This is a genomic window from Caballeronia udeis (assembly GCF_001544555.2).
Classification (GTDB): Bacteria; Pseudomonadota; Gammaproteobacteria; order Burkholderiales; family Burkholderiaceae; genus Caballeronia; species Caballeronia udeis.
Window position 1 is genome coordinate 1 of the sequence record NZ_FCOK02000042.1, and the last position, 18,714, is coordinate 18,714.

General features: G+C 60.9%; 19 protein-coding genes and 4 pseudogenes. 13 read left to right on the plus strand and 10 right to left on the minus strand.

The features are described from left to right. Window positions 1-66 precede the first annotated feature (66 nt). Together AWB69_RS49610 and AWB69_RS25980 are read right to left on the minus strand one after the other, a co-directional pair. Window positions 67-165: pseudogene (locus AWB69_RS49610) on the minus strand (polyketide cyclase); the annotation flags it as partial. A gap of 114 nt (window positions 166-279) precedes the next feature. Next, window positions 280-1,168 (minus strand): annotated as a pseudogene (locus AWB69_RS25980) (helix-turn-helix domain-containing protein). A gap of 184 nt (window positions 1,169-1,352) precedes the next feature. Between AWB69_RS25980 and AWB69_RS25985 the strand changes: the two are divergent. Then, window positions 1,353-2,252: a DMT family transporter gene (locus AWB69_RS25985; RefSeq protein WP_062089700.1), complete on the plus strand. Its 900-nt coding sequence runs from the start codon at window positions 1,353-1,355 to the stop codon at window positions 2,250-2,252. Window positions 2,253-2,268: 16 nt separating this feature from the next. Here the strand turns inward: AWB69_RS25985 and AWB69_RS25990 are convergent, their stop codons facing one another. After that, window positions 2,269-3,072: an alpha/beta fold hydrolase gene (locus AWB69_RS25990; protein WP_062089701.1), complete on the minus strand. Its 804-nt coding sequence runs from the start codon at window positions 3,070-3,072 to the stop codon at window positions 2,269-2,271. A 143-nt stretch (window positions 3,073-3,215) separates the two neighbouring features. On the opposite strand from AWB69_RS25990, the gene AWB69_RS25995 reads away from it, so the two are divergent. After that, entirely contained in the window at window positions 3,216-4,121 is a 906-nt protein-coding gene (locus tag AWB69_RS25995; RefSeq protein ID WP_062089702.1) for a LysR family transcriptional regulator, read from the plus strand. Window positions 4,122-4,178: 57 nt separating this feature from the next. On the opposite strand, the gene chrA is transcribed toward AWB69_RS25995, so the two are convergent. From chrA to AWB69_RS47990, 3 genes and pseudogenes are all read right to left on the minus strand, one after another. Beyond that, a complete protein-coding gene (chrA, locus tag AWB69_RS26000; RefSeq protein WP_062089703.1) occupies window positions 4,179-5,414 on the minus strand; it encodes a chromate efflux transporter in 1,236 nt (411 codons plus the stop codon). 221 nt (window positions 5,415-5,635) lie between these two features. After that, window positions 5,636-6,336 (minus strand): annotated as a pseudogene (locus AWB69_RS50855) (SDR family oxidoreductase); the annotation flags it as partial. A gap of 95 nt (window positions 6,337-6,431) precedes the next feature. Continuing rightward, the gene (locus tag AWB69_RS47990) at window positions 6,432-6,533 is read right to left on the minus strand and encodes an NAD-dependent epimerase/dehydratase family protein (RefSeq protein ID WP_156528975.1); all 102 of its coding nucleotides are present in this window, start codon (window positions 6,531-6,533) and stop codon (window positions 6,432-6,434) included. 98 nt (window positions 6,534-6,631) lie between these two features. Between AWB69_RS47990 and AWB69_RS26010 the strand changes: the two genes are divergently transcribed. Continuing rightward, a complete protein-coding gene (locus AWB69_RS26010) occupies window positions 6,632-7,486 on the plus strand; it encodes a helix-turn-helix transcriptional regulator (protein WP_062089706.1) in 855 nt (284 codons plus the stop codon). A 118-nt stretch (window positions 7,487-7,604) separates the two neighbouring features. Here AWB69_RS26010 and AWB69_RS26015 read toward each other — a convergent pair whose 3' ends face one another. Together AWB69_RS26015 and AWB69_RS26020 are read right to left on the minus strand one after the other, a co-directional pair. Next, window positions 7,605-7,931 carry a cupin domain-containing protein gene (locus tag AWB69_RS26015; RefSeq protein WP_062089707.1) on the minus strand — a complete coding sequence of 109 codons (327 nt, stop codon included), beginning with the start codon at window positions 7,929-7,931 and terminating at the stop codon, window positions 7,605-7,607. 51 nt (window positions 7,932-7,982) lie between these two features. Further along, entirely contained in the window at window positions 7,983-8,618 is a 636-nt protein-coding gene (locus tag AWB69_RS26020) for an FMN-binding negative transcriptional regulator (protein WP_062089708.1), read from the minus strand. A 121-nt stretch (window positions 8,619-8,739) separates the two neighbouring features. On the opposite strand from AWB69_RS26020, the gene pdxR reads away from it, so the two are divergent. From pdxR to AWB69_RS26035, 3 genes are all read left to right on the plus strand, one after another. Next, window positions 8,740-10,251, plus strand: a complete 1,512-nt coding sequence (pdxR, locus tag AWB69_RS26025; RefSeq protein ID WP_062089709.1) for a MocR-like pyridoxine biosynthesis transcription factor PdxR — start codon at window positions 8,740-8,742, stop codon at window positions 10,249-10,251. 273 nt (window positions 10,252-10,524) lie between these two features. Beyond that, a complete protein-coding gene (locus AWB69_RS26030) occupies window positions 10,525-10,992 on the plus strand; it encodes a MaoC family dehydratase (RefSeq protein WP_062089710.1) in 468 nt (155 codons plus the stop codon). Window positions 10,993-11,086: 94 nt separating this feature from the next. Beyond that, entirely contained in the window at window positions 11,087-11,965 is an 879-nt protein-coding gene (locus AWB69_RS26035) for an NAD(P)-dependent oxidoreductase (RefSeq protein WP_062089711.1), read from the plus strand. 84 nt (window positions 11,966-12,049) lie between these two features. Here AWB69_RS26035 and AWB69_RS26040 read toward each other — a convergent pair whose 3' ends face one another. Further along, window positions 12,050-12,643 (minus strand): TetR/AcrR family transcriptional regulator, encoded by a 594-nt coding sequence (locus AWB69_RS26040; RefSeq protein WP_062089712.1) that lies wholly within the window; start codon window positions 12,641-12,643, stop codon window positions 12,050-12,052. A gap of 104 nt (window positions 12,644-12,747) precedes the next feature. On the opposite strand from AWB69_RS26040, the gene AWB69_RS26045 reads away from it, so the two are divergent. From AWB69_RS26045 to AWB69_RS26065, 6 genes and pseudogenes are all read left to right on the plus strand, one after another. Then, complete coding sequence (locus AWB69_RS26045; protein WP_063977913.1) at window positions 12,748-13,719, plus strand: quinone oxidoreductase family protein; 972 nt, start codon at window positions 12,748-12,750, stop codon at window positions 13,717-13,719. Window positions 13,720-13,841: 122 nt separating this feature from the next. Further along, on the plus strand, window positions 13,842-14,582 hold the full coding sequence (locus AWB69_RS26050; protein WP_062089713.1) for an SDR family NAD(P)-dependent oxidoreductase: 741 nt from the start codon (window positions 13,842-13,844) through the stop codon (window positions 14,580-14,582). Window positions 14,583-14,615: 33 nt separating this feature from the next. Beyond that, entirely contained in the window at window positions 14,616-15,227 is a 612-nt protein-coding gene (locus AWB69_RS26055; RefSeq protein ID WP_062089714.1) for a glutathione S-transferase family protein, read from the plus strand. 116 nt (window positions 15,228-15,343) lie between these two features. Then, a pseudogene (locus AWB69_RS49615) lies at window positions 15,344-15,433 on the plus strand (GNAT family N-acetyltransferase); the annotation flags it as partial. A gap of 383 nt (window positions 15,434-15,816) precedes the next feature. Then, window positions 15,817-16,758, plus strand: coding sequence for an aldo/keto reductase (locus AWB69_RS26060; RefSeq protein WP_062089715.1), 942 nt, complete (start codon window positions 15,817-15,819; stop codon window positions 16,756-16,758). A gap of 30 nt (window positions 16,759-16,788) precedes the next feature. After that, the gene (locus tag AWB69_RS26065) at window positions 16,789-17,172 is read left to right on the plus strand and encodes a nuclear transport factor 2-like protein (RefSeq protein ID WP_062089716.1); all 384 of its coding nucleotides are present in this window, start codon (window positions 16,789-16,791) and stop codon (window positions 17,170-17,172) included. Between the two features lie 103 nt (window positions 17,173-17,275). On the opposite strand, the gene AWB69_RS26070 is transcribed toward AWB69_RS26065, so the two are convergent. Further along, window positions 17,276-18,088: a phytanoyl-CoA dioxygenase family protein gene (locus AWB69_RS26070; RefSeq protein ID WP_062089717.1), complete on the minus strand. Its 813-nt coding sequence runs from the start codon at window positions 18,086-18,088 to the stop codon at window positions 17,276-17,278. A 146-nt stretch (window positions 18,089-18,234) separates the two neighbouring features. On the opposite strand from AWB69_RS26070, the gene AWB69_RS26075 reads away from it, so the two are divergent. After that, window positions 18,235-18,690, plus strand: coding sequence for a putative periplasmic lipoprotein (locus AWB69_RS26075; protein ID WP_062089776.1), 456 nt, complete (start codon window positions 18,235-18,237; stop codon window positions 18,688-18,690). Window positions 18,691-18,714: the final 24 nt, after the last annotated feature.

Here is an 18,714-nt window from a genome sequence, read left to right on the forward strand (position 1 = left end):
CCAGTAGCTATCCTGCGCTCGCACGCATAACAGCGTGAAATCAATGGCTTATGTTTGTGATCGAGTCAAAGTTCGGGCTAGTGCATCGGATTCGAGGAAGGCGCGGTAGATGCGTTCGGGAGTAGCGCGCAAGACGCGATGAAGACGGACGGTTCCGGTAGTCATGGTGTGATCGCCTTTCAGTGGGGAGGTTGAACATACCCACGACGATTCGGCGACGCGGGTATCGACATGGATTGAGATCGGGAAAACCCGTAGGCGCCACACACGCGGCAGCCATCAAGCGCCGACGGCTTGCCGATACGCGCTCGGCGCAACCCCGATGCTTTCGCGAAAACGGTGGCTGAAATGGCTGGCGTTTGCATAACCGCATTGTTCGGCGACCTGCGTGAGCGACAGCGCGGTGGTACGCAGCAGCGTGCGCGCGCGTTGGAGCCTCCGTTGCGCGATCCACGCAGCGGGCGGGAGTCCGAACGATGTATGGAACATGCGCGCGAGGTGAAACTCCGACAACGCCGCGACGCCCGCCAGTTCACCGAGTGTGAGCGTTTGCCCGAGATGGTTTTCGATGTAATCGCGCAGGCGCCGCCGCGTCGCAACCGACAAACCGCCCTTGAGTGAGGCATCAGTCCGGCGCACGCCTTGGGCGCGTAGCAGCAGGCTCAACACCTGATGCGCGGTTTCATTGGAACGCAGCAGGCCGCCGGGGTCCTGCCAGTCTTCGTTGGCGAGGGTTTGACAAAGGCTCGCAATGCGGGCGTCTTCGAAATAGGTGCGATCGGCTAGCGTCAGTTCGCGAGGCTCGCGATCGAGCTCCTGCACCGCGCGTTGGGTGAAGTGTTCGGGCAGGAAGTACAGATGCATGAAATGCATGTGGCCGCGGACCCACCAGCGCGATTCGTGATCGCCGGGAAGCGCGCAGAGCCGCGCCGGCGCGCCGTAGCGGCCGGGCATTTTCTGACGTTCGGTGCGATAGCCGCCGTCCAGATAACACGAGAGCGTGTGGTGGCCGGGTCGGTCATAGATGGTCTCGGCTTCTTCGGTGTCGCGCGTCCACACCGCGGGCCAACTGATCGCCGAGCCACGCAAACCGGTCAAGATTCGCGTTGGCGCTGCTCAGCGTGTGACAGACCGAATGAAGGCCGAACGGCGTTTCGGTGGAGTCCATCACGGGGGCGGGCGGTCTGGGGTTCACGGGACTGGCGGGATGAAGCTGATGACTGGGTAACCACAGTATACGGCGAGCCACGGGCGGTGGCTTGGCGCCGCCAGGAAGAGCGCAATCCTGGACAAGTGCGGCAGGGCCTGCTGCCGCATAGTTGAGGTTCCGTTTTTATGCTGCAGGCCGTGCCATGAATATGTTGCTCTATGCCGTTACCGTCCTGATCTGGGGCACCACGTGGATTGCGATCAAATGGCAGCTCGGGTCGGTGCCCCCGCCGGTATCGATTGCGTGGCGGTTCTGGATCGCCGCGCTGGTGCTGTTCGCGCTGCTGCGTCTGATGCGTCGTCCGATCTGGCCGCCGCGCGCCGCATGGCGCTACCTGGCCGCGCAGGGACTGGCGCTGTTTTGCGTCAACTTCCTGTGCTTTTACTACGCCGAACAGGTCGTGCCGAGCGGACTCGTGGCGGTGGTGTTTTCGACCGCGCCGCTTTTGAACTCGATCAACGGACGCCTGTTCATGGGCCGCCCCTTGCAGCCCACCGCGATTGCCGGCGCGGCGCTGGGCCTGGTCGGCATCGTCTGCCTGTTCGTTCAACAGATGGCCGGGCATCTCGGCGACCACACTGCGTGGTTCGGCCTCGCGATCGCGTTCCTCGGCACCTTGTGCTTCTCCGCCGGCAACCTGTTGTCGAGCCGGATGCAGTCGATGGGCCTGCACCCGTTCGCCACCAATAGCTGGGCCATGCTGATCGGCGCCGGCGTCCTGACGATAGGCAGCGCGCTGGCCGGCTTTTCCTTCGCCATCGAGCCAGACGCGCGTTATCTGGGCGCGCTCGTCTACCTGGCCGTGTTCGGTTCGGTGATCGGCTTTACGGCGTATCTGATGCTGGTTGGGCGGATCGGGCCGGAACGGGCAGCTTATTGCACCGTGCTGTTTCCGATCGTGGCCTTGGCGGCGTCGACCGTGTTCGAAGGCTATCGGTGGTCCGCATTGGCGGTGGTCGGGCTGGTGCTGGTGGTAGCCGGCAATCTGGTGGCGGTCGACCTGACGCGGCGCATGTTTGGCCGCCGGGCGCAGCCTTCCTGATGGAGCCTCCTGGGCGTCAAGCTCCGGGTGATAACAAGAACTTCACGACTGCGTCGACGAACTCAAGCGGAAACTCGACGTTGGAGAGATGTACCGCTGGCAGCACCAACAACCTTGCGCCCGGGATCGTCTCCGCCATCTGCACGCTGTAACTCGCTGCCGTGACCGTATCGTGCTCGCCCGCGATCACCAGCGTCGGCCGCGTGATGCACGCAACATCCTGCCGCATGTCGGTATCCTGCACGGCGCGCCACGAACCGACCAGACCATGGCGGTTAGTCGTGAGCAGCATCGTACGGAATGTCTCCATCACCGGATCGCACGCCTCAAACATACTCGCCGGAAACCAGTTGTGCAGGAACGTCTCGGCCGTAGCGGTCATGTCGTCGGCCTGGAGAGCCTGGGCGATTGGCGCATCAAACCTGTCCGCAGGTCCAAGATAGGGCGCTGTATTGCTGAGAACGAGCCGGTCGATCCGTGCCGGCGCGTGTATGCCCAGCCACTGCCCGACAATGCCTCCCAGCGAGAGTCCCAGGAAATGCGCTTGCCCGATGCCGAGCGTATCCATCAGCTCGAGAACGTCGTGTCCCAGCCGCGCAAGGGAATACGGCCCCGCAGGAACGCTCGACGCACCATGTCCGCGGGCGTCATAGCGCAGCACCGAGAAATGACGGCCCAGTTCGACAACTTGCCCGTCCCACATACGCAGTGTCGTACCGATTGAATTGGACAGCACCAGCACCGGCTTGTTGTCGTGGCCATCTATCCGGTAGGCAATGCTTACGCCGTCTGATGTCGTGAAGTAGGAGAAATTGTCCATAGGGCTCTCGCAAAAGAAACGCCGCGTCGCACGGTCCGGTTGGCCGCACGTCATTACGGCGCAGGTTCATGGCGTAGAGTATGGACAACGTCGTGTTCCGATAAAATTACAAAATTCGGATACTCTTTGTCAGAAAAAATGACATGAACGATTTCGCCCTGCATGATCTGAAATGCTTCGATGCTGTCATCCGCACGGGCAGTTTCCAGGCTGCCGCGGCCGCCTTGCATCGATCCCATCCGGCGGTGTTCGCTGCGGTGGCGAGGCTCGAAAGCCAGGCAGGTCTGAGTCTGCTCGATCGCGGGAGCTACCGCGTCAAACTAAGCGATGCAGGGCGGTCATTCCATGAACGCATGCAAACGCTCCTGTGCGAAGCCGAGGGTCTGCGTCAATACGCGGCGCAACTGGCCATGGGTGAAGAGAGCGAGCTGCATGTGGTGTTGGGCGATCTGTGCCCCCGCCCGGCAGTGCTCAGGCTACTCGCGCGCTTCTTCGAGACGTGTCCGAACACGCGGCTGCATCTGCATTTCGAAACGGTTGGTGGTCCTATCGAACGCCTCAGGGCTCGCGATGCCGACCTGATGATTCACCGCGTCGACACGACGGACCCGTTTCTGGAGTGGATTGCGCTTTGCAAGGTCCGGCTGATTCCCGTGGTCGCTCCGGGCTTGCTGCCGGTGTCGACGGCCACGACAGTGCGCCCGGAACATCTACGTGACTACACCCAATGCGTCATGCGGGATTCGGCTCGCGTGCCACGTGACGAGCATTTTTTGGTCATCGAGGGGGCGCACCAGATCACGGTTGCGGAGCAGTTCATGAAGAAGGATGTCATTCTGCAGGGCCTTGCATGGGGACATCTGCCGGACTTTCTGATCAATGGAGAAATACGTAGCGGCGAGCTCAAGTCCATTGCGGGCCGGTACTTCCCCGGCCGCGCGGAAACGGTGGTTGCCGCTCGGCGCAGCGACGGGGCGCACGGTCCCGTTGCACAGAGGCTATGGGCGTATTTGCAGGCGAACGCTCCGATGGCGCCCTCTCTGTCATGAAGCCGCGCAAGGGGCGAAGTCCCAGCTCGCGCGCTTGAGGCGCGCGGGAATCGTCGCTCAGTGCAGGGCCGCTTCGGCAATGCCGGCCAGCGCGCTGAGCACGACGACGGCAAGAGGCGGGAGTCGCCACCGTGTCAGCAGGAAAAAGCCGATGACTGCGACGGCAAAGTCGAGCTTGGAGAGAACCGCGCTGGTCCAGACCGGTGAGTAGAGTGCGCTGGCCAGTAGTCCGACAACAGCGGCATTGACTCCTGCAAGCAGCGCGGTCATGGACGGGCGGGCGCGCAGAGCTTGCCAGTAGGGCAGCGCCGCGAGCACGAGCAGGAGACCCGGCAGGAAAATCCCCACGGTGGCCAGCAGCGCACCGGTCCAGTGGTTCGGCGCTTCCGCCATCATCCAGCCGAGAAATGCGGCGAACGTAAAGAGCGGCCCCGGGACCGCTTGCGCGGCGCCATATCCTGCGAGAAAGTCGTTCGACGAGACCAGGCCGGCCGTAACGGTCTGCTGCTGAAGAAGCGGCAGCACAACGTGACCGCCGCCAAACACCAGCGCGCCCGAACGATAGAACGCTTCAAGGACCCTGACGGCCGGATCCGCGTGGAGTGCGACGAGCGCCGGAAGCCCAAACAACAAGACACAGAAGATGATCAGGGCGATAGCGCCCACCGTGCGGGACACGCGGAACTCGTGGGTGTGCTGCGATATGCGAGCGGTGTCTGTCGATGTCGTGGTCCGGCACAACACAAGCCCAAGCACAGCACCAAGGCCGATAACGATGAGCTGCGCATAAACGGTGCTCAGAATGCCGAGTACCGCGACGGCGATTAGCGCGATGCCAGCGCGGCGGTAATCTGGACACAGGCGCCGCGCCATGTCCCAGACTGCCTGGGCGACAACAGCGGCAGCGACGAGCTTGAGGCCGTGGATCAAGCCGCTACCGACCGGGCCGCCGAGGCTCGGAGCAATGGCGGCAAAGCCGATCAAAAGCAGGACTGAAGGCAGCGTGAACCCGCACCACGCAGCGAGTCCTCCGAGCCATCCTGCCCGCAAAAGACCGATCGAAAATCCCACCTGGCTGCTGGCGGGTCCGGGAAGAAACTGACAGAGCCCGACGAGATCGGTGAAGCTTTCGTCATCAAGCCAGCCACGCCGCTCGACGAACTCCCGGCGGAAGTAACCCAGATGCGCAATGGGACCGCCGAAGCACGTCAGTCCGAGCTTGAGAAACACCGCGAGAACTTCCACGACGGCACCCATCCGGCTTGAATGCGGCAAGGCAATATCAGTTTTCATACGTTCACGTGCTACGGGTCACCCTGGCTTCAATGGGATTCGCTGCCGCTGCTGTTGGCATTGGCGCCGGCGCTTGGGGTTCATGGTTCATCGCTGCGGACGTCGGCGCTATCGAGCGTTTCCGATACGTTTCCTTGGCGCGCGTGAACCTGTAGCGTGAGCTTATACCGTTCCTTCATTACGCCGATAAGGCGGTCACCTAGCCACCGGACTCTTGCCTGTCAGACCAGCAAGCCGCCGCCATCGACCGGCAGGATCTGTCCGGTCGCGTAGCCGTTGAGCATGAGGTACACATAGGCCTTCGCGGCCTCCTCCGGCGACGCGCCGCGGGGCACGGGCAGGGGGGCTACCATCGACTGCAGCATGGCCACCGGCATGGTCTGCTTCACGTGGTCGGTGAGGACAATGCCCGGGCATACGGCGTTGACCCTCACCGGGCTGAGATCCATCGCGAGGGCGCGGGCCAGGTATTCGGCCGCGCCCCCCAGGGCAGTCGGCAACGGCGCGCCTTTCATCGGCCGATGCGTGAGCATGCCGCTCGTCAGCGTGATCGAGCCGTCCCCTGGGCGATGGTCCGGCAGCCGTGCTTCACCGCCGCGAGTACGCCCCAGAAGCGGACCTCCAGGAGCGCTCGTGCCTGCTCCAGGTCCAGATCCCGCGAGGAAGCGTAGAACATCGATCCGCCCCAGTCGCCGGCCGTTATCGCCAGATGATCGAATGCGCCGAGTGCTGCGAAGAAGCCGGCAACGCTGGCCTCGTCGCGCACGTCGACGGCACGCCCGGTCGCACCTTGCAGGCGCTCAACGGCCGCGCTGACGTTTGCCTCGCGGCTCGACGCGATAACAACCGCGGCACCCTGGGCACGCGCGAGTCGGGCAACGGCGAAGCCGATTCCTGACGCGCCGCCAATGACGACCACGCGTTTTCCATCGAGTGACATTGCTGTGTCGGCCATCCTGATTCTCCTATGCCATTGAGGTCTTTGTTGCGAATGCCGGAAGAGCTATCGCCACGCTTTTACGAGCGGATGAGGCCGAGGACCTGATGGCAGTTCGCGACCAGTTCACGGACGACCGCGCAGCCGATGAAGCCGGCGGCTCCCGTGACAAAGACGCGCATGTGATGCTCTCCCAGGTGATCGAGCGAGCAATGTACGTGGCAAAATCATCCTGTTAAAGTGGTGACGTTATCCAGGTATACCTCCTAACAGGTTGCACATGGCCCACGCGAACGAGAACGAAAGTGACAACCGGCTCGGCAATTATCTGAAGAACAGGCGGACGAAGCTCGATCCCGCGTCCTTCGGCTTTTCCGGTAGCCGGCGGCGGACGGCGGGACTGCGTCGGGAAGAGGTAGCGCAGCGCGCCAATATCAGCGCGGCCTGGTACACATGGCTGGAGCAGGGGCGCGGCGGCAATCCGTCAGCGGATGTGCTGGACCGTATTGCGAGCGCTTTGATGCTGACCGAAGTCGAGCGTGAACATGTGTTCCTGCTTGGCCTTGGCCATCCGCCCGAAGTCCGCTATCGCGGTGGCGACGCAATCACGCCGCGACTGCAGCGTCTGCTCGAAGCGTTGCCCCATAGTCCGGCGATCGTCAGGACCGCGACGTGGGACGTGATTGCCTGGAACCGCGCGGCCGCGGCCGTGCTCACCGACTACGGCTCCCTGCCGCCCGAACGACGCAATATCCTGCGCATGATGTTCTGCGATCCCGGCGTCCGTGCCGCGCAGTTCGACTGGACAAGCGTGGCCCGCTTCGTGGTGGGCGCCTTCCGGATCGATGCCGCACGCGCAGGCGCCGAGGCCGAGGTGGCGCCGCTCGTCGACGAACTGTGCCGGGCAAGTCCGGAGTTCGCCGCGATGTGGCGAGACAACGAGGTGCAGACCCACGGCGATGGGGTCAAGCATTTGCGCCACCCGGTGCTCGGCCCGATCTCGCTCGAATACTCGTCCTTCGCTGTCGATGGGCGGCCGGATCTTCAAATGATTGTCTACAACCCGGCGACACCGGCCGACCAGGAACTGATCAGGGCTCTGATCGAGAGAACGCCGGTGACAGTTGAGGAGTGAGCCTTGGGCCGGAAAACCCGCGAGGGTGCCGAACCTTCAGAGGCTCACCAGGGCCTTGGGATTGAACGAAGTGGCATGAGTCGTAGTGAGGAATTTGCTGCGAACATTGGGCGAAGTTTTATACAGCGTAGCTGAGCAGAAACAGACAACCTTTGTCGCTACGGAACAGGACATCGGCGGACCCTGTTTCTGCCACGCCTGCCCAGCCGGCGGTCAAAACCTGACCGTTCTGAATGGCTTCGCCTTCCAGCATGAAGATGAATTCCGGTCCTTCATGGTTATGAGTGGGCAAGACGGCGCCGGGCTCGAAGCGCACGAGTTGCATGGCGCGCCCATTTGCCTTGCCCAGGTTTTTCACCGCTACGCCCTTGGCCAATTTCGAGTCTTGCCAAGGGGCGGTGCTGCTGTCGGTGAAGATGAACTTCGCTTCCGGTCGCGCAGTCATGGCCGTCCTCCTGGTCTGGAATTTAGCCGGAGTGTCGCTAAAGCAGGCGCTTTATCCTTGCTTCTGCGCGGCGCACTCAAGCATCGCATCGCCAATCCGATTGTCGAGTGCCTTGAGCGCCTCTCCGGCACCCTGGATATCACGGGCCTCCTTATTCTGGCCGAGCTTGCTCTTGCCCGTTAGCCGCGTGATATCGATTTGCAAACCGACAATCGCCTTGAGCATGGTGTCGATGTATTCCTTCGGCGCGTCACCCATTTTCCAGGGTTCAGGCAGCGTGGCCTCGTGCGTGCGGGTTAGACGGGCGACCACGCCACGCACATATTTTTCGTCGTCGCGAATGGTGATGCGCCCATGGGCGTGAACGACGATGTAATTCCAGGTCGGCACCTGCTTGTGCGCCTCATGCTTGCTCGGGTACCACGTGGGGGAGATATACGCATCGCCGGCGCGGAAGATGACCAGCACCTCGTCGCCATTGGCAACGTCCTGCCACAAGGGATTGCTCCGCGCGACATGTCCATGCAGCACACCCAGGTCGCCTTCGTCCGCTGCAAGCTCAAGCGGAATGTGATTGGCGTCCAGACCGCTCTTGCCGTTGGTAATCAGGCTGCCAAAGGGATTTTGAGCAATGAGTGTGTGCATCACGTCTTTGCGAGACTCATTGAAATGGGCGGGCACGTACATGGTTGCTCCAGTAGGTTTCTGTCCTTCACCTGTGCGAAGGGTGTTCGTCTTGTATGAAGTGTGTACCAAAACTGGTTTATTCTGTAGAGCCAGTTTGAATCACTTTTACTGAACCAGAATCATGGCGCGAACTCCCCTTGTGTTAGACATTCCTGCACTCGGCGCACTCGAACGAGGCGCGGGAAACCTGTCCGGCCAGTTGGCGCAACTACTGCGTGAGGCAATACACAGGGCAGAAATCAGGCCCGGCGACGCTGTGCCGTCCACCCGGCTGCTCGCCGCTTCCTTGAACGTTGCGCGTGGGACGGTGGTGGAGGCCTACGAGCAACTGATCGCCGAGGGCTTTCTGGAGTCGCAAAGAGGGGCGGCCACACGCGTTGCCGAGGCGTTGTCGGAGGCGGGAGCGCGGGTTCGCAAAGCGCACACCGCTCGCGGGCAACCAGCGCGGACCAGCTTGCCTGAACCGGCGGCGCGCTTTGCCCAGGTGGCGCGCGAATTCAGCCCCTTGCCGCAGGTGCCATTTGCTATCTCGGTCCCCGTTGGCCTGACGGCGCCTGCCGATATCTGGCGGCGGCTTGGCAACCGTGTGCGTGCCAAAGGGCCGGGCGCGCCAGCCGGTTACGACGATCCGAAAGGCGCGCTGCCGCTGCGTGAAGCCATTGCTGCCTACGCGCGCAAGTCGCGGTCGGTGCGCTGCGAAGCAGGCCAGGTCATCATCACCAGCGGAACGCAGCAGGGCTTGTATCTCGCGAGTCAGGTATTGCTGGGCGCGAAGGATCAGGCGTGGGTGGAAGATCCTGCGTACCGCGGTATCACTGCCACGCTCGAGAATAACGGTCGGGGCAGTGCAATGATCCGGGTGCCGGTGGACGACGAGGGCATTGATGTTGACGCAGGCATCCGGCAAGCGCCGCACGCGAAAGTGGCGTTCGTGACGCCGTCGCATCAGTATCCGCTCGGCATGCCGCTGAGCATGGCGAGACGTAGCGCGATACTGGCATGGGCACGTACAAACAATGCATGGGTAGTCGAAGACGACTACGACAGCGAGTTCCGGTACGAGGGTTATCCGTTCCCGTCGCTGCATGGCTCGGAGCCTGACCGGGTGGTCTACCTTGGCACGTTCAGCAAGATCCTGTTCCCTTCGCTGCGACTCGGTTATGTCATCGCGCCGCACGATCTGTCCGATGCATTCTGCGGCGCGCGCGTCCTGATGGACCGCCATCCGCCGACTGCGGATCAGCATGTTCTCGCGGCGTTCATGGCGGATGGACACCTCGAGCGGCACATCAGGCGGGTTCGCAATGTGTATGCGAACCATCGGGCACAGCTTATTGCCGCCATCGACAGTCTGCTGCCTCCCGAGGTGGCATGGGTGCAGCCCGGCGACCAGGGCATGCATCTGGTTCTCTGGCTCGAGGAAAGCCTGGATGACCGCGAGGTGGTGGCAATGGCCGCGCGAGCCGGCGTAGCGGTACGAGCGGTATCACCCATGTTCTCGCCGGGGAAGGGCCGGCCCGGCCTGGTTCTCGGATTCGGCGGATTCAGCAACGAACAAATGCAGACCGCCGCTCAGCGGCTCGCGGCAGTCATCACCGACGCCATGAGATCAGGCATGAGACGACGCGTGTAAATGCTGCGGCTCCCACCTGCTTGATATCGGCAAGCGCGGCGGGTCGCAGCTTCGCGCGTCGATACGCATCCCTCCTTCCAGATTTCTCGCTTGACAAAGTAACAGACCTGTCCGTACTATAAAAATTAGTTACAGCTTAGTCACTTTATGGAAATTAGCCATGCGGGTGAAGGAAGAGATTTTCTCAGGCGGTCCCGGGACGTCGTCAATGTCGAGAGCGGGGAAGGTTTCGCGCTCGCGTTCGAAACCAGTATGTAAAGCCGGGGCAGGGTCATGAATCAGTTGAGCGAGCGCTATCTGGAAGATTTTGCAGTGGGGCAGACGTTCGGTTCAGGGCGGTTGCGCATGGAGAAGGAACGGATCCTCGCGTTCGCTGCCGAATTCGATCCACAGCCGTTCCACCTCGATGAGGCGGCGGCGCGTCACTCCATTTTCGGCGGACTGGCCGCGAGCGGCTGGCATACGGCTGCCGTGACCATGCGCTTGATGGTTGAGAGCGACCTTAAGCCGGCGGGCGGTTTCATTGGCGCCGGCCTCGACGAGTGCCGCTGGCCGCGGCCAGTGCGCCCCGGTGACGAGTTACGTGTGGAGTGCGAAGTGATCGAGGTGCGGCCGTCAAAGTCCCGTCCGGAGCAGGGCCTGATCAAGCTCCGAACGACCACGCTGAACCAGGATAACGAGGCCGTGCTGGTGCACGTGGTCAACATGGTCGTGCCGCGCCGCAATCAACATTCGCGTTGATACCGCAAAGCGGGATTGCACGGCAAGGTGTCCGGCCGTGTCGCTACAAGCGCGTGTTGCCACAAGCATCAACCGCCGTGGCACAGGAGTGAATATGGACATCGGTTTCATCGGCCTGGGTGTCATGGGACAGCCCATGGCGCTCAATCTGGCCCGCGCAGGCACACCACTTATTGTCTGGAATCGCTCCGTTGACAAATGCGAGCCTTTGCGAGCGGCGAGCGCAACCGTCGCAACGAATCCTGCCGAGATATTCGAACGGGCTCGCGTGGTATTCCTGATGCTGGTCGACGGCGACGCGATCGACGTCTCCCTCGGCCGAGGCACGTCGCAGTTCAGAGTGAACGTTGCGCACCACACCATCGTCAACATGGGGACAACCTCGCCCGACTACTCGCGCGGACTCGAAACCGACATCCGCAATGTGGGCGGCACCTATGTGGAAGCGCCCGTTTCGGGCTCGCGCAAGCCCGCCGAGGCCGGCCAGCTCGTGGCAATGCTGGCGGGCGAAGACGCAGCCGTCGAAAGCATCCGCCCTCTGCTCGGCCCAATGTGCCAGCAGGCGATTGTGTGCGGTCCGGTTCCGAGCGGGCTTCTCATGAAGCTCGCGGTGAACCTGTTTCTGATGACCACGGTCGCCGGCCTTGCGGAAGCGGCTCATTTTGCCGAACGGCATGGTCTGGACATGCAGCAGTTCCGCGCTATTGTCGACGCCGGTCAGATGGCGAGCGACATCTCACGCGTGAAAATTCTCAAGCTGGTGATGCGTGACTTCGATGTCCAGGGATCGATCACCAATGTGCTGGAGGTTAATCGATTGATTGCGGAAGCGGCCAGGGAAGCCGGGGTCGCGTCGCCGCTATTGGATGTCTGCTACGCGCTATTCGGTGAGACGCAGGCGTTGGGGCACGGGCAGTCCGACATCGCAGCCGTCCTCCACGCACTCGAGGCAAGAACCGATTCCAGTAGATGATCATTCGTACTACTGCGCTTGCCCCTGGTTGCGTGACAGGGCCAGGCAGCGCGCCACTTGTCGCCGGATTGCTTCGCCGAAATGCTAAGCCAACAGTTTCATGACGGCGTCGACGAGGTAGTCCTTCAGATCAGCCGATTTTTCCATCAGGCCGGTGACGTACGCGCCGTTGATGAGCAGTGCGATCTGAGACGCGGTACGGTCGGGGTCCTTGACGCCCAGTTTGCCAACGATGGTTGCAAGCCTGGCCCGCATTTCATCCTTGTTATTCCGGGCGATGACCCGGCCAGGATGGCTGTCGTCAGGAAATTCCGTCACCAGGTTCAGAAACGGGCAGCCGCGATAAGCGGGTCTCCCGATCCGTTCCACTATTCCGGACAGCAGCGCCTCTAGCAAAGCGCGCGGGTCGTCGGGGTGCCGCTCCTCGGTGCGATCCCACCACGCCCAGAATGACCGATCTTTTTCGGCGGCGAAAGCGGCGATCAAATCGTCCTTGGAGCCAAACAGGCGATAAAGACTGGTCTTCGACACACCGGATTGCTCGACGACCGTGTCAACACCGATGGCGCGGATCCCCTCGCGGTAGAACAACTCGCTTGCCGTCGCGAGGATACGCTCGCGCGCGCTCACTTCGCCCTTCAGCGGGGCGCCCCGACGGGGTCGGGCTTCTGCCTTCATATTCGCCAAGCTCCTCTCGTTTCCATTTTCTGATTGACAAAGTAACAGACTTGTCTGTAACGTTCAAGTAAGTAACAGGTCTGTAACTTTAAAAGAGGATGATCATGCGTGCGATCGAGGCAAAAGCTTTCTCGGGCTATGGCGGGCTGCGGCAGTCCGAATTGCCCAAGCCGCAACCGGCAACGGACAGGGTGCTCGTCCGGGTCACGGCAGCCGGTGTCACGCCGCTCGATCACACGATCCTGTCGGGTGGACATCCTCGAGTCAGCGCGCCGCTGGTGCTCGGCAATGAGGGCGCGGGTGTCATCGAGGATGCCGGCGATTCCGGTCTCGCGGTGGGAAGCCGCGTCATGTTCACCGGGCCTTATGGCGTTGCCGAGAACGGCACGTGGCAAGAGTGGCTGCTGGTGAAACCTGAACATCTGGCGCTCGTGCCCGACTCGATCGACGATGTCGTCGCGGCCAGCCTTCCAGTGGCTTACCTGACGGCTCAGATCACGCTGACGCAAGCCGGATTCAAGCCCGGCATGACGGTGCTGGCTCCGGGGATCGGCGGGTCGGTCGGCAACGCGACCTATCAGCTCGCTCGGGCGCAGGGCTCGGCCAAGGTGATCTCGACGGCCGGCAGTGCGGCGAAAGCCGCCAGGGCGAGCGAGTTGGGCTTCGAAGACGTGATCGATCTCTCCACGGAAGCGCTCGCGGACGGCGTTCGCCGGATTACGACCGGCAAGGGCGTCGATATCGTCATCGAGAGCATTGGCGGGACTGTAACGAGTGAGGCGCTGAGCAGCCTCGCTAACGGCGGTGTCCTGACTACCTTAGGCTATTCGGCCGGACGCAAAACCACGATTGATGTGACGGACCTGATCTGGAAACGCGCACGGATGGCCGGTTTCTCCCTGTTCGCCCAATCAGCGGTCACGATTGCCGCGGCGTGGCAGGACATTCTCCCGCTGATCGCCGGCGAATCCGTCAAGCCGATCGTCGAGCGGGTCTACCCCCTCGCCGATGCGGGCGAAGCCCTGCGTCACCTGATAGAGGACCGCCCGTTTGGCAAAGTCATTTTGACGATCTGACCGGCAAGTCTATACGTAGGGTACCTAATTAAATAGCTAATCCTGCCGATACTCTGTGATCGTCATTGTTTTTCAGATTGAGCCGGGCGGCTCCGCCGCCCATCGAGGAATAGGAGGATTTTATGTCGTTTGCCAAGGCTGTAGTTGTGGGTGTCGGTGCAGAGGATGGTCTTGGAGCGGCCATAAGCCGTTGCTACGCAGCCAACGGTCATCACGTCATGGTCGCCGGCCGCACGCTCGAAAAAGTGGAGAAGGTTGCAGCCACGATCCGGCGCAACGGTGGCCGCGCGAGCGCCCATGCCGTCGACACAACGCAGGAAGAGGATGTCATCCGGCTGTTCGATGCTGCAATGGCCGACGACGCGGATGGCGCTCCTGCCGACCTGGTCACCTATAACGCCGGCAAGAATATGAAGATCGATTTTCGGCAGATGGACGCCTCGACGTTCGAGGACTTCTGGCGAATGAACACGCTCGGCGGATTCCTGGTGGGCCGTGAGGCGGCGCGGCGCTTCGCGCCGCTCGGTCGCGGCTCCGTCCTCTTCACCGGGGCCACGGGATCGCTTCGCGGCATGCCTGGTTTTGCGCAATTCGCCGCGAGCAAGGCGGGTCTGCGCATGATCTCGCAGAGCATGGCGCGCGAGTTCGGACCACAGGGCATTCATGTCGCGCACGTCATTGTTGACGGCGCGATCGATGGCGAGCGGGTGCGCTCGCTGTTTCCCGGCGCCTTCGAGCAGCTCGGCGAGAACGGCATGCTCAACACTTCGGCGATCGCTGAGGTTTATTGGCAACTCTATTGCCAGCACCCGTCCGCCTGGACGCAGGAACTGGATGTCCGCCCGTTCAAAGAACAGTTCTGATGTTTTGAAACCAACGATGACATGGAGAAGACAATGAAACTTGTGGGCCCCTGGATTTCCGGATTTACGCGCCGGACCGCTATCACAATGAAGCTGCTCGGAATTCCATTCGAGCATCTCGACCTCAACGCTTATACCGACAAGGAAGCGGTTCGACGCTACAGCCCGATGGGCAAGGTGCCGGCGCTTGCTCTGGATAACGGCGAAATCCTGATCGATAGCGGCGGCATCATTGACATGTTGCACGAGATGGTGGGACCCGAGAAGGCTCTCATCCCGCAGTCCGGCGCCCCGCGTCTCAAGGCGTTGCAACTCATCGGGATCGGCACTGCCATCTATCCGAAGCTCACTGCCTTGTACGACGAAAGCCTGCGGCCGGAAAACTACCGCCTGCAGTCCGCGATAGAGGGCTTCGTCGAACAGGTGATGATTGGGTTCAGGATGCTTGAGGAGGAGGCCGGAGACGGCTGGTATGTGAACGACACGCTCAGCCAGGCCGACATCATGGCCGTTGTCTGCTATCAGGCGGCCGCTCAATTTATCCTCCCCGGGGTTGCCACCGCGGAGAGCTTTCCGCGCCTGGCGGCGTTGTCCGAGCGCGCGATGAAGATCAACGCCTTCGCATCCACCGTGCCGCATCTCTAGACACCTCATCTGGCCCGGTTGTGGTCCGTTCAAGCCGATGCGTATCATTATTTCCTCTTGCTCTTCATGAAAAGAAAGGAAGGTGAGATGCATCACAAATTTGTCATACGGACCGCTACCTGAAGCTCGGCGCAGGAAAGATCGGCGGAAAGGAGTCGACCGTCATTCCTGGACGATTCTTTCCAATCTTGCGTATGACGATCTGATCTCAATACGTCTATTACGTGTTGTCCCCTGCCGGAATTCTCCGCTTCCGCCCAGCAATTCATTTGCTACACTTGATCGGGAAGCAGACCGGTCTGGCGCGCGGTCCGACCCCGATGGCGGGTGAGTTGCGGATCAACTCGACTCCCTTTGACAGCATCAATTTCCGCGCATTCAACACCCATCCGGGCAAAGAGAGAAGGGCCTCACGACTCAGTGTAAGCAGTTCACGAATTCGTTGGCCGGCAATTCGCCATGAAGCGGCTGACCGACTCGACAACTCGAGTACGTTGACGTTTTTTCTGTTCATGGATCTGGCGCCACGATCGCAGGCGCAAGCGTCGGTCCTTCCTCGCAGGCCATGAAATAGTGCGGAGGTGGCGCCATGATTGAGTCTTCCGATTTCCGGAGCAAAAAGTTAGTGCTTAATCATGGAGGCGGCCGTATGCCCGCGCTCGGATTTGGCACGCTGATCCCCGATCCAGCTACGACCACCAGTGCTACCAGAGACGCGCTGGAAGCAGGTTATCGACACTTCGATTGTGCCGAGCGATATCGGAACGAGCGCGAGGTGGGCGAGGCGCTGCGGACAGGGCTTGGTGCCGGAGGGCTCGCACGCGAAGAGATCTTCGTGACCACGAAATTGTGGAACTCCAATCATCGGCCCGAGCGTGTCGAACCGGCTTTCGAGGCAAGTCTTGAAAGGCTCAGGCTCGACTATCTTGATCTCTATCTGATACACACTCCGTTTGCATTTCAACCGGGAGACGAGCAGGACCCGCGCGATGAAAATGGCGATGTCATCTACGACAAAGGCGTGACTTTGCTGGACACGTGGGGAGCGATGGAAGATCTCGTCGACCATGGACGATGCCGGGCCATCGGACTGTCTGACATCGGCCTGGACGAATTGCGGCCGCTCTATGAATCGGCACGAATCAAGCCGGCGGTGGTGCAGGTCGAAGCACATCCGTATCTTCCAGAAACGGAACTGCTGGAATTCTGCAAGGAGAGAGAGATAGTGTTTTTGGCCTTTGCGCCATTGGGTCACGGAATCAGGCCGGGCCCGCTTGAGGATCCGGTCATCTCGCAGATCGCCGCACGAATTGGAAAGACGCCGGCACAGGTGCTGCTTGCCTGGGCGGTCCAGCGTGGCGGGGCTTTGCTTACCACCCCCAAGAATGTGGCCCGCGCGCGCGAGAATTTCGATGTCTCCGCGCTTCCGCCAGACGCGTTCGACAAGATCAACCGGATCCAGACGAGGCAGAGGTTCAACGAAGTCGTCAAGACCGGCAGCCCCGGGTTTATTCCGCGCCGTACTGAATAGACAGACGTGAACGGTATCAGGAGGCGCTCCATGCAGGAAGAAGAAATACGTGAAGCCCTGAATGCTCACTGGCAGGCGTCGGCGGCCGGCGATCTCGACGCAGAACACGATATTTACGATGACGAGGCCGTCTGTGACTATCCCCAATCAGGTGAACGAATCATTGGGCGATTCAATTTGCAGGCACTGCGGAGTCATCATCCAGATAAGCCGTCGGGTTTCGAGGTCAGGCGAATTCAAGGAGAAGGTAATCTCTGGATCACGGAATACGCCATCACCTATCAGGGACGAGCGGCTTACACGGTAAGCATCATGGAGTTCTGCAACGGCAAGGTCCTTCACGAGACCCAGTATTTTTCGGAGCCTTTTGAAGCACCGGGTTGGCGGAGTCAGTGGGTTGAGAAAATTGCGTGATATGGCCTGACCTTGCCGATCGGGCCGCCTCGTCTCAATTGAAGTACGCAATAGTGGCTGTGAAATTCTCGGCACTTCTGATTGTTCGTTAATGCTTGATCGGCTACCAGTTTTCGAGGCCAATGAGTCGACGGCCAAGTGTGGATAAATTAGCCGGCGGCCACGGTTCAGTTCGGTCGTAGCCGGGGCGGTCACGCCACCAGGAAACACAACGCCCCGTGCGCCACGATTCAATGAGTTCCTGCCGATACGCATCACCGCCCGCCGGGTTCATGGTGACGTAGAAGGCGAGTCGCGGGAGGCACGACCTATTCTTCGAGTTGCCGTGCGGTAACCGCGAACTCCAGATTATCAGGTCACCTGTGAGCGCTGGCACCATCACGATCTCATCATCATTCGGCGTGGCTAGCCAGTTCTCCTCGCCATCAACGTCGATACCAGGCGTTCGGGGCCAACGCTCCCGAGCCGTAAGCAGGGAAGGTACGCAACGAAACCCACCCTGATCAGCAGCAGTATCTGTCAGAGCGAGAACGCCTTGCAGAAAATGCGTGCCATCGTCCCAAGGGTCGTGATCCCAATGAATCCCATAGGGCTCGGAATAGCCAGGTTTCCACGGCGGTGTGAATCGGCACGAATCAAGCGATACCCAAAGGTCCTTGGTGTTCCAAAGCGTTGCCCAGATCTGATGCAACGCTGGACATTGCCGAATATCCCACTGCGCCTGATGACCCCAGATCGGCAGAAGATCTTGCATGTCAGCCCCGAACTCATCCCAGCGCTTGTTGTCGTGGATTGGAACATTGAGTTCATGTTCGAGAACATCAACCAATCTCGCACATAGATCAACCGGAACGGCATTGTTGATTTTGATCCAGCCGCATTCATGGAAATGACGCAAATCGATTGCGATACCCATGTTGTCACCTCGATACGGCATTGCCAGGACCATCTAGCTTAGCCCGACACTATCTCCGAAGTCAGTTTGAGAGTGATGACGCACCTGCGAGCGCTTCGGGCGCGCAGTTATAATCGGGCTCGAACGTGGCTATGGAAGTTTTATTCGTGAAAAAAATTGCTGCTTTTGCGCTTGTTGCGCTCGTGCTCACTGGTTGCTCGTCCCCCGAAAAGCAGGCGGAACAAGCCCAGTCATTTGTCCACAACGAAGCCGGCCTGGCTGCCGCGCAACGCAACGCGGCGGTCGATTGCGACGCGTCGAACTGCGACGCCGCTTGGGCGCTTACGAAACGCTATATTGAACAGCATTCCGACACGTCCGTGACGCGTGCGGACGCGGTCGCAATCGACACAGACGTGCCCTCCGGTTCAGGCAAGGTCAGCTTTTCGGCAACTCGTGCTGCGAAAGGTTCGGGCGCAACGCTGACCCTCTTTGCGCAGTGCCGCGGTATGTATGGGCCGGATAGCGCGAAAGGCTCGGACTATGACAAGTGCGCCGGGAAGATCCTCAAGACCCAGAATGGATATGCAGCGTTTCTCAGGGCGCATGCATCTGGTCAGTAAGCGAAGCAACATCCGGTCGGCCTC

What these genes read in the sequence shown, in the direction of transcription:
- AWB69_RS26065 (WP_062089716.1), top strand. Translation starts at nt 16,789, where the DNA reads ATGCAGGAAGAAGAAATACGTGAAGCCCTGAATGCTCACTGGCAGGCG.
- AWB69_RS26060 (WP_062089715.1), top strand. Translation starts at nt 15,817, where the DNA reads ATGATTGAGTCTTCCGATTTCCGGAGCAAAAAGTTAGTGCTTAATCAT.
- pdxR (WP_062089709.1), top strand. Translation starts at nt 8,740, where the DNA reads ATGGCGCGAACTCCCCTTGTGTTAGACATTCCTGCACTCGGCGCACTC.
- AWB69_RS26045 (WP_063977913.1), top strand. Translation starts at nt 12,748, where the DNA reads ATGCGTGCGATCGAGGCAAAAGCTTTCTCGGGCTATGGCGGGCTGCGG.
- AWB69_RS26020 (WP_062089708.1), bottom strand. Translation starts at nt 8,618, where the DNA reads ATGTACGTGCCCGCCCATTTCAATGAGTCTCGCAAAGACGTGATGCAC.
- AWB69_RS26055 (WP_062089714.1), top strand. Translation starts at nt 14,616, where the DNA reads ATGAAACTTGTGGGCCCCTGGATTTCCGGATTTACGCGCCGGACCGCT.
- AWB69_RS25985 (WP_062089700.1), top strand. Translation starts at nt 1,353, where the DNA reads ATGAATATGTTGCTCTATGCCGTTACCGTCCTGATCTGGGGCACCACG.
- AWB69_RS26010 (WP_062089706.1), top strand. Translation starts at nt 6,632, where the DNA reads ATGGCCCACGCGAACGAGAACGAAAGTGACAACCGGCTCGGCAATTAT.
- chrA (WP_062089703.1), bottom strand. Translation starts at nt 5,414, where the DNA reads ATGAAAACTGATATTGCCTTGCCGCATTCAAGCCGGATGGGTGCCGTC.
- AWB69_RS25995 (WP_062089702.1), top strand. Translation starts at nt 3,216, where the DNA reads ATGAACGATTTCGCCCTGCATGATCTGAAATGCTTCGATGCTGTCATC.
- AWB69_RS47990 (WP_156528975.1), bottom strand. Translation starts at nt 6,533, where the DNA reads ATGCGCGTCTTTGTCACGGGAGCCGCCGGCTTCATCGGCTGCGCGGTC.
- AWB69_RS26015 (WP_062089707.1), bottom strand. Translation starts at nt 7,931, where the DNA reads ATGACTGCGCGACCGGAAGCGAAGTTCATCTTCACCGACAGCAGCACC.
- AWB69_RS25990 (WP_062089701.1), bottom strand. Translation starts at nt 3,072, where the DNA reads ATGGACAATTTCTCCTACTTCACGACATCAGACGGCGTAAGCATTGCC.
- AWB69_RS26030 (WP_062089710.1), top strand. Translation starts at nt 10,525, where the DNA reads ATGAATCAGTTGAGCGAGCGCTATCTGGAAGATTTTGCAGTGGGGCAG.
- AWB69_RS26040 (WP_062089712.1), bottom strand. Translation starts at nt 12,643, where the DNA reads ATGAAGGCAGAAGCCCGACCCCGTCGGGGCGCCCCGCTGAAGGGCGAA.
- AWB69_RS26035 (WP_062089711.1), top strand. Translation starts at nt 11,087, where the DNA reads ATGGACATCGGTTTCATCGGCCTGGGTGTCATGGGACAGCCCATGGCG.
- AWB69_RS26050 (WP_062089713.1), top strand. Translation starts at nt 13,842, where the DNA reads ATGTCGTTTGCCAAGGCTGTAGTTGTGGGTGTCGGTGCAGAGGATGGT.
- AWB69_RS26070 (WP_062089717.1), bottom strand. Translation starts at nt 18,088, where the DNA reads ATGGGTATCGCAATCGATTTGCGTCATTTCCATGAATGCGGCTGGATC.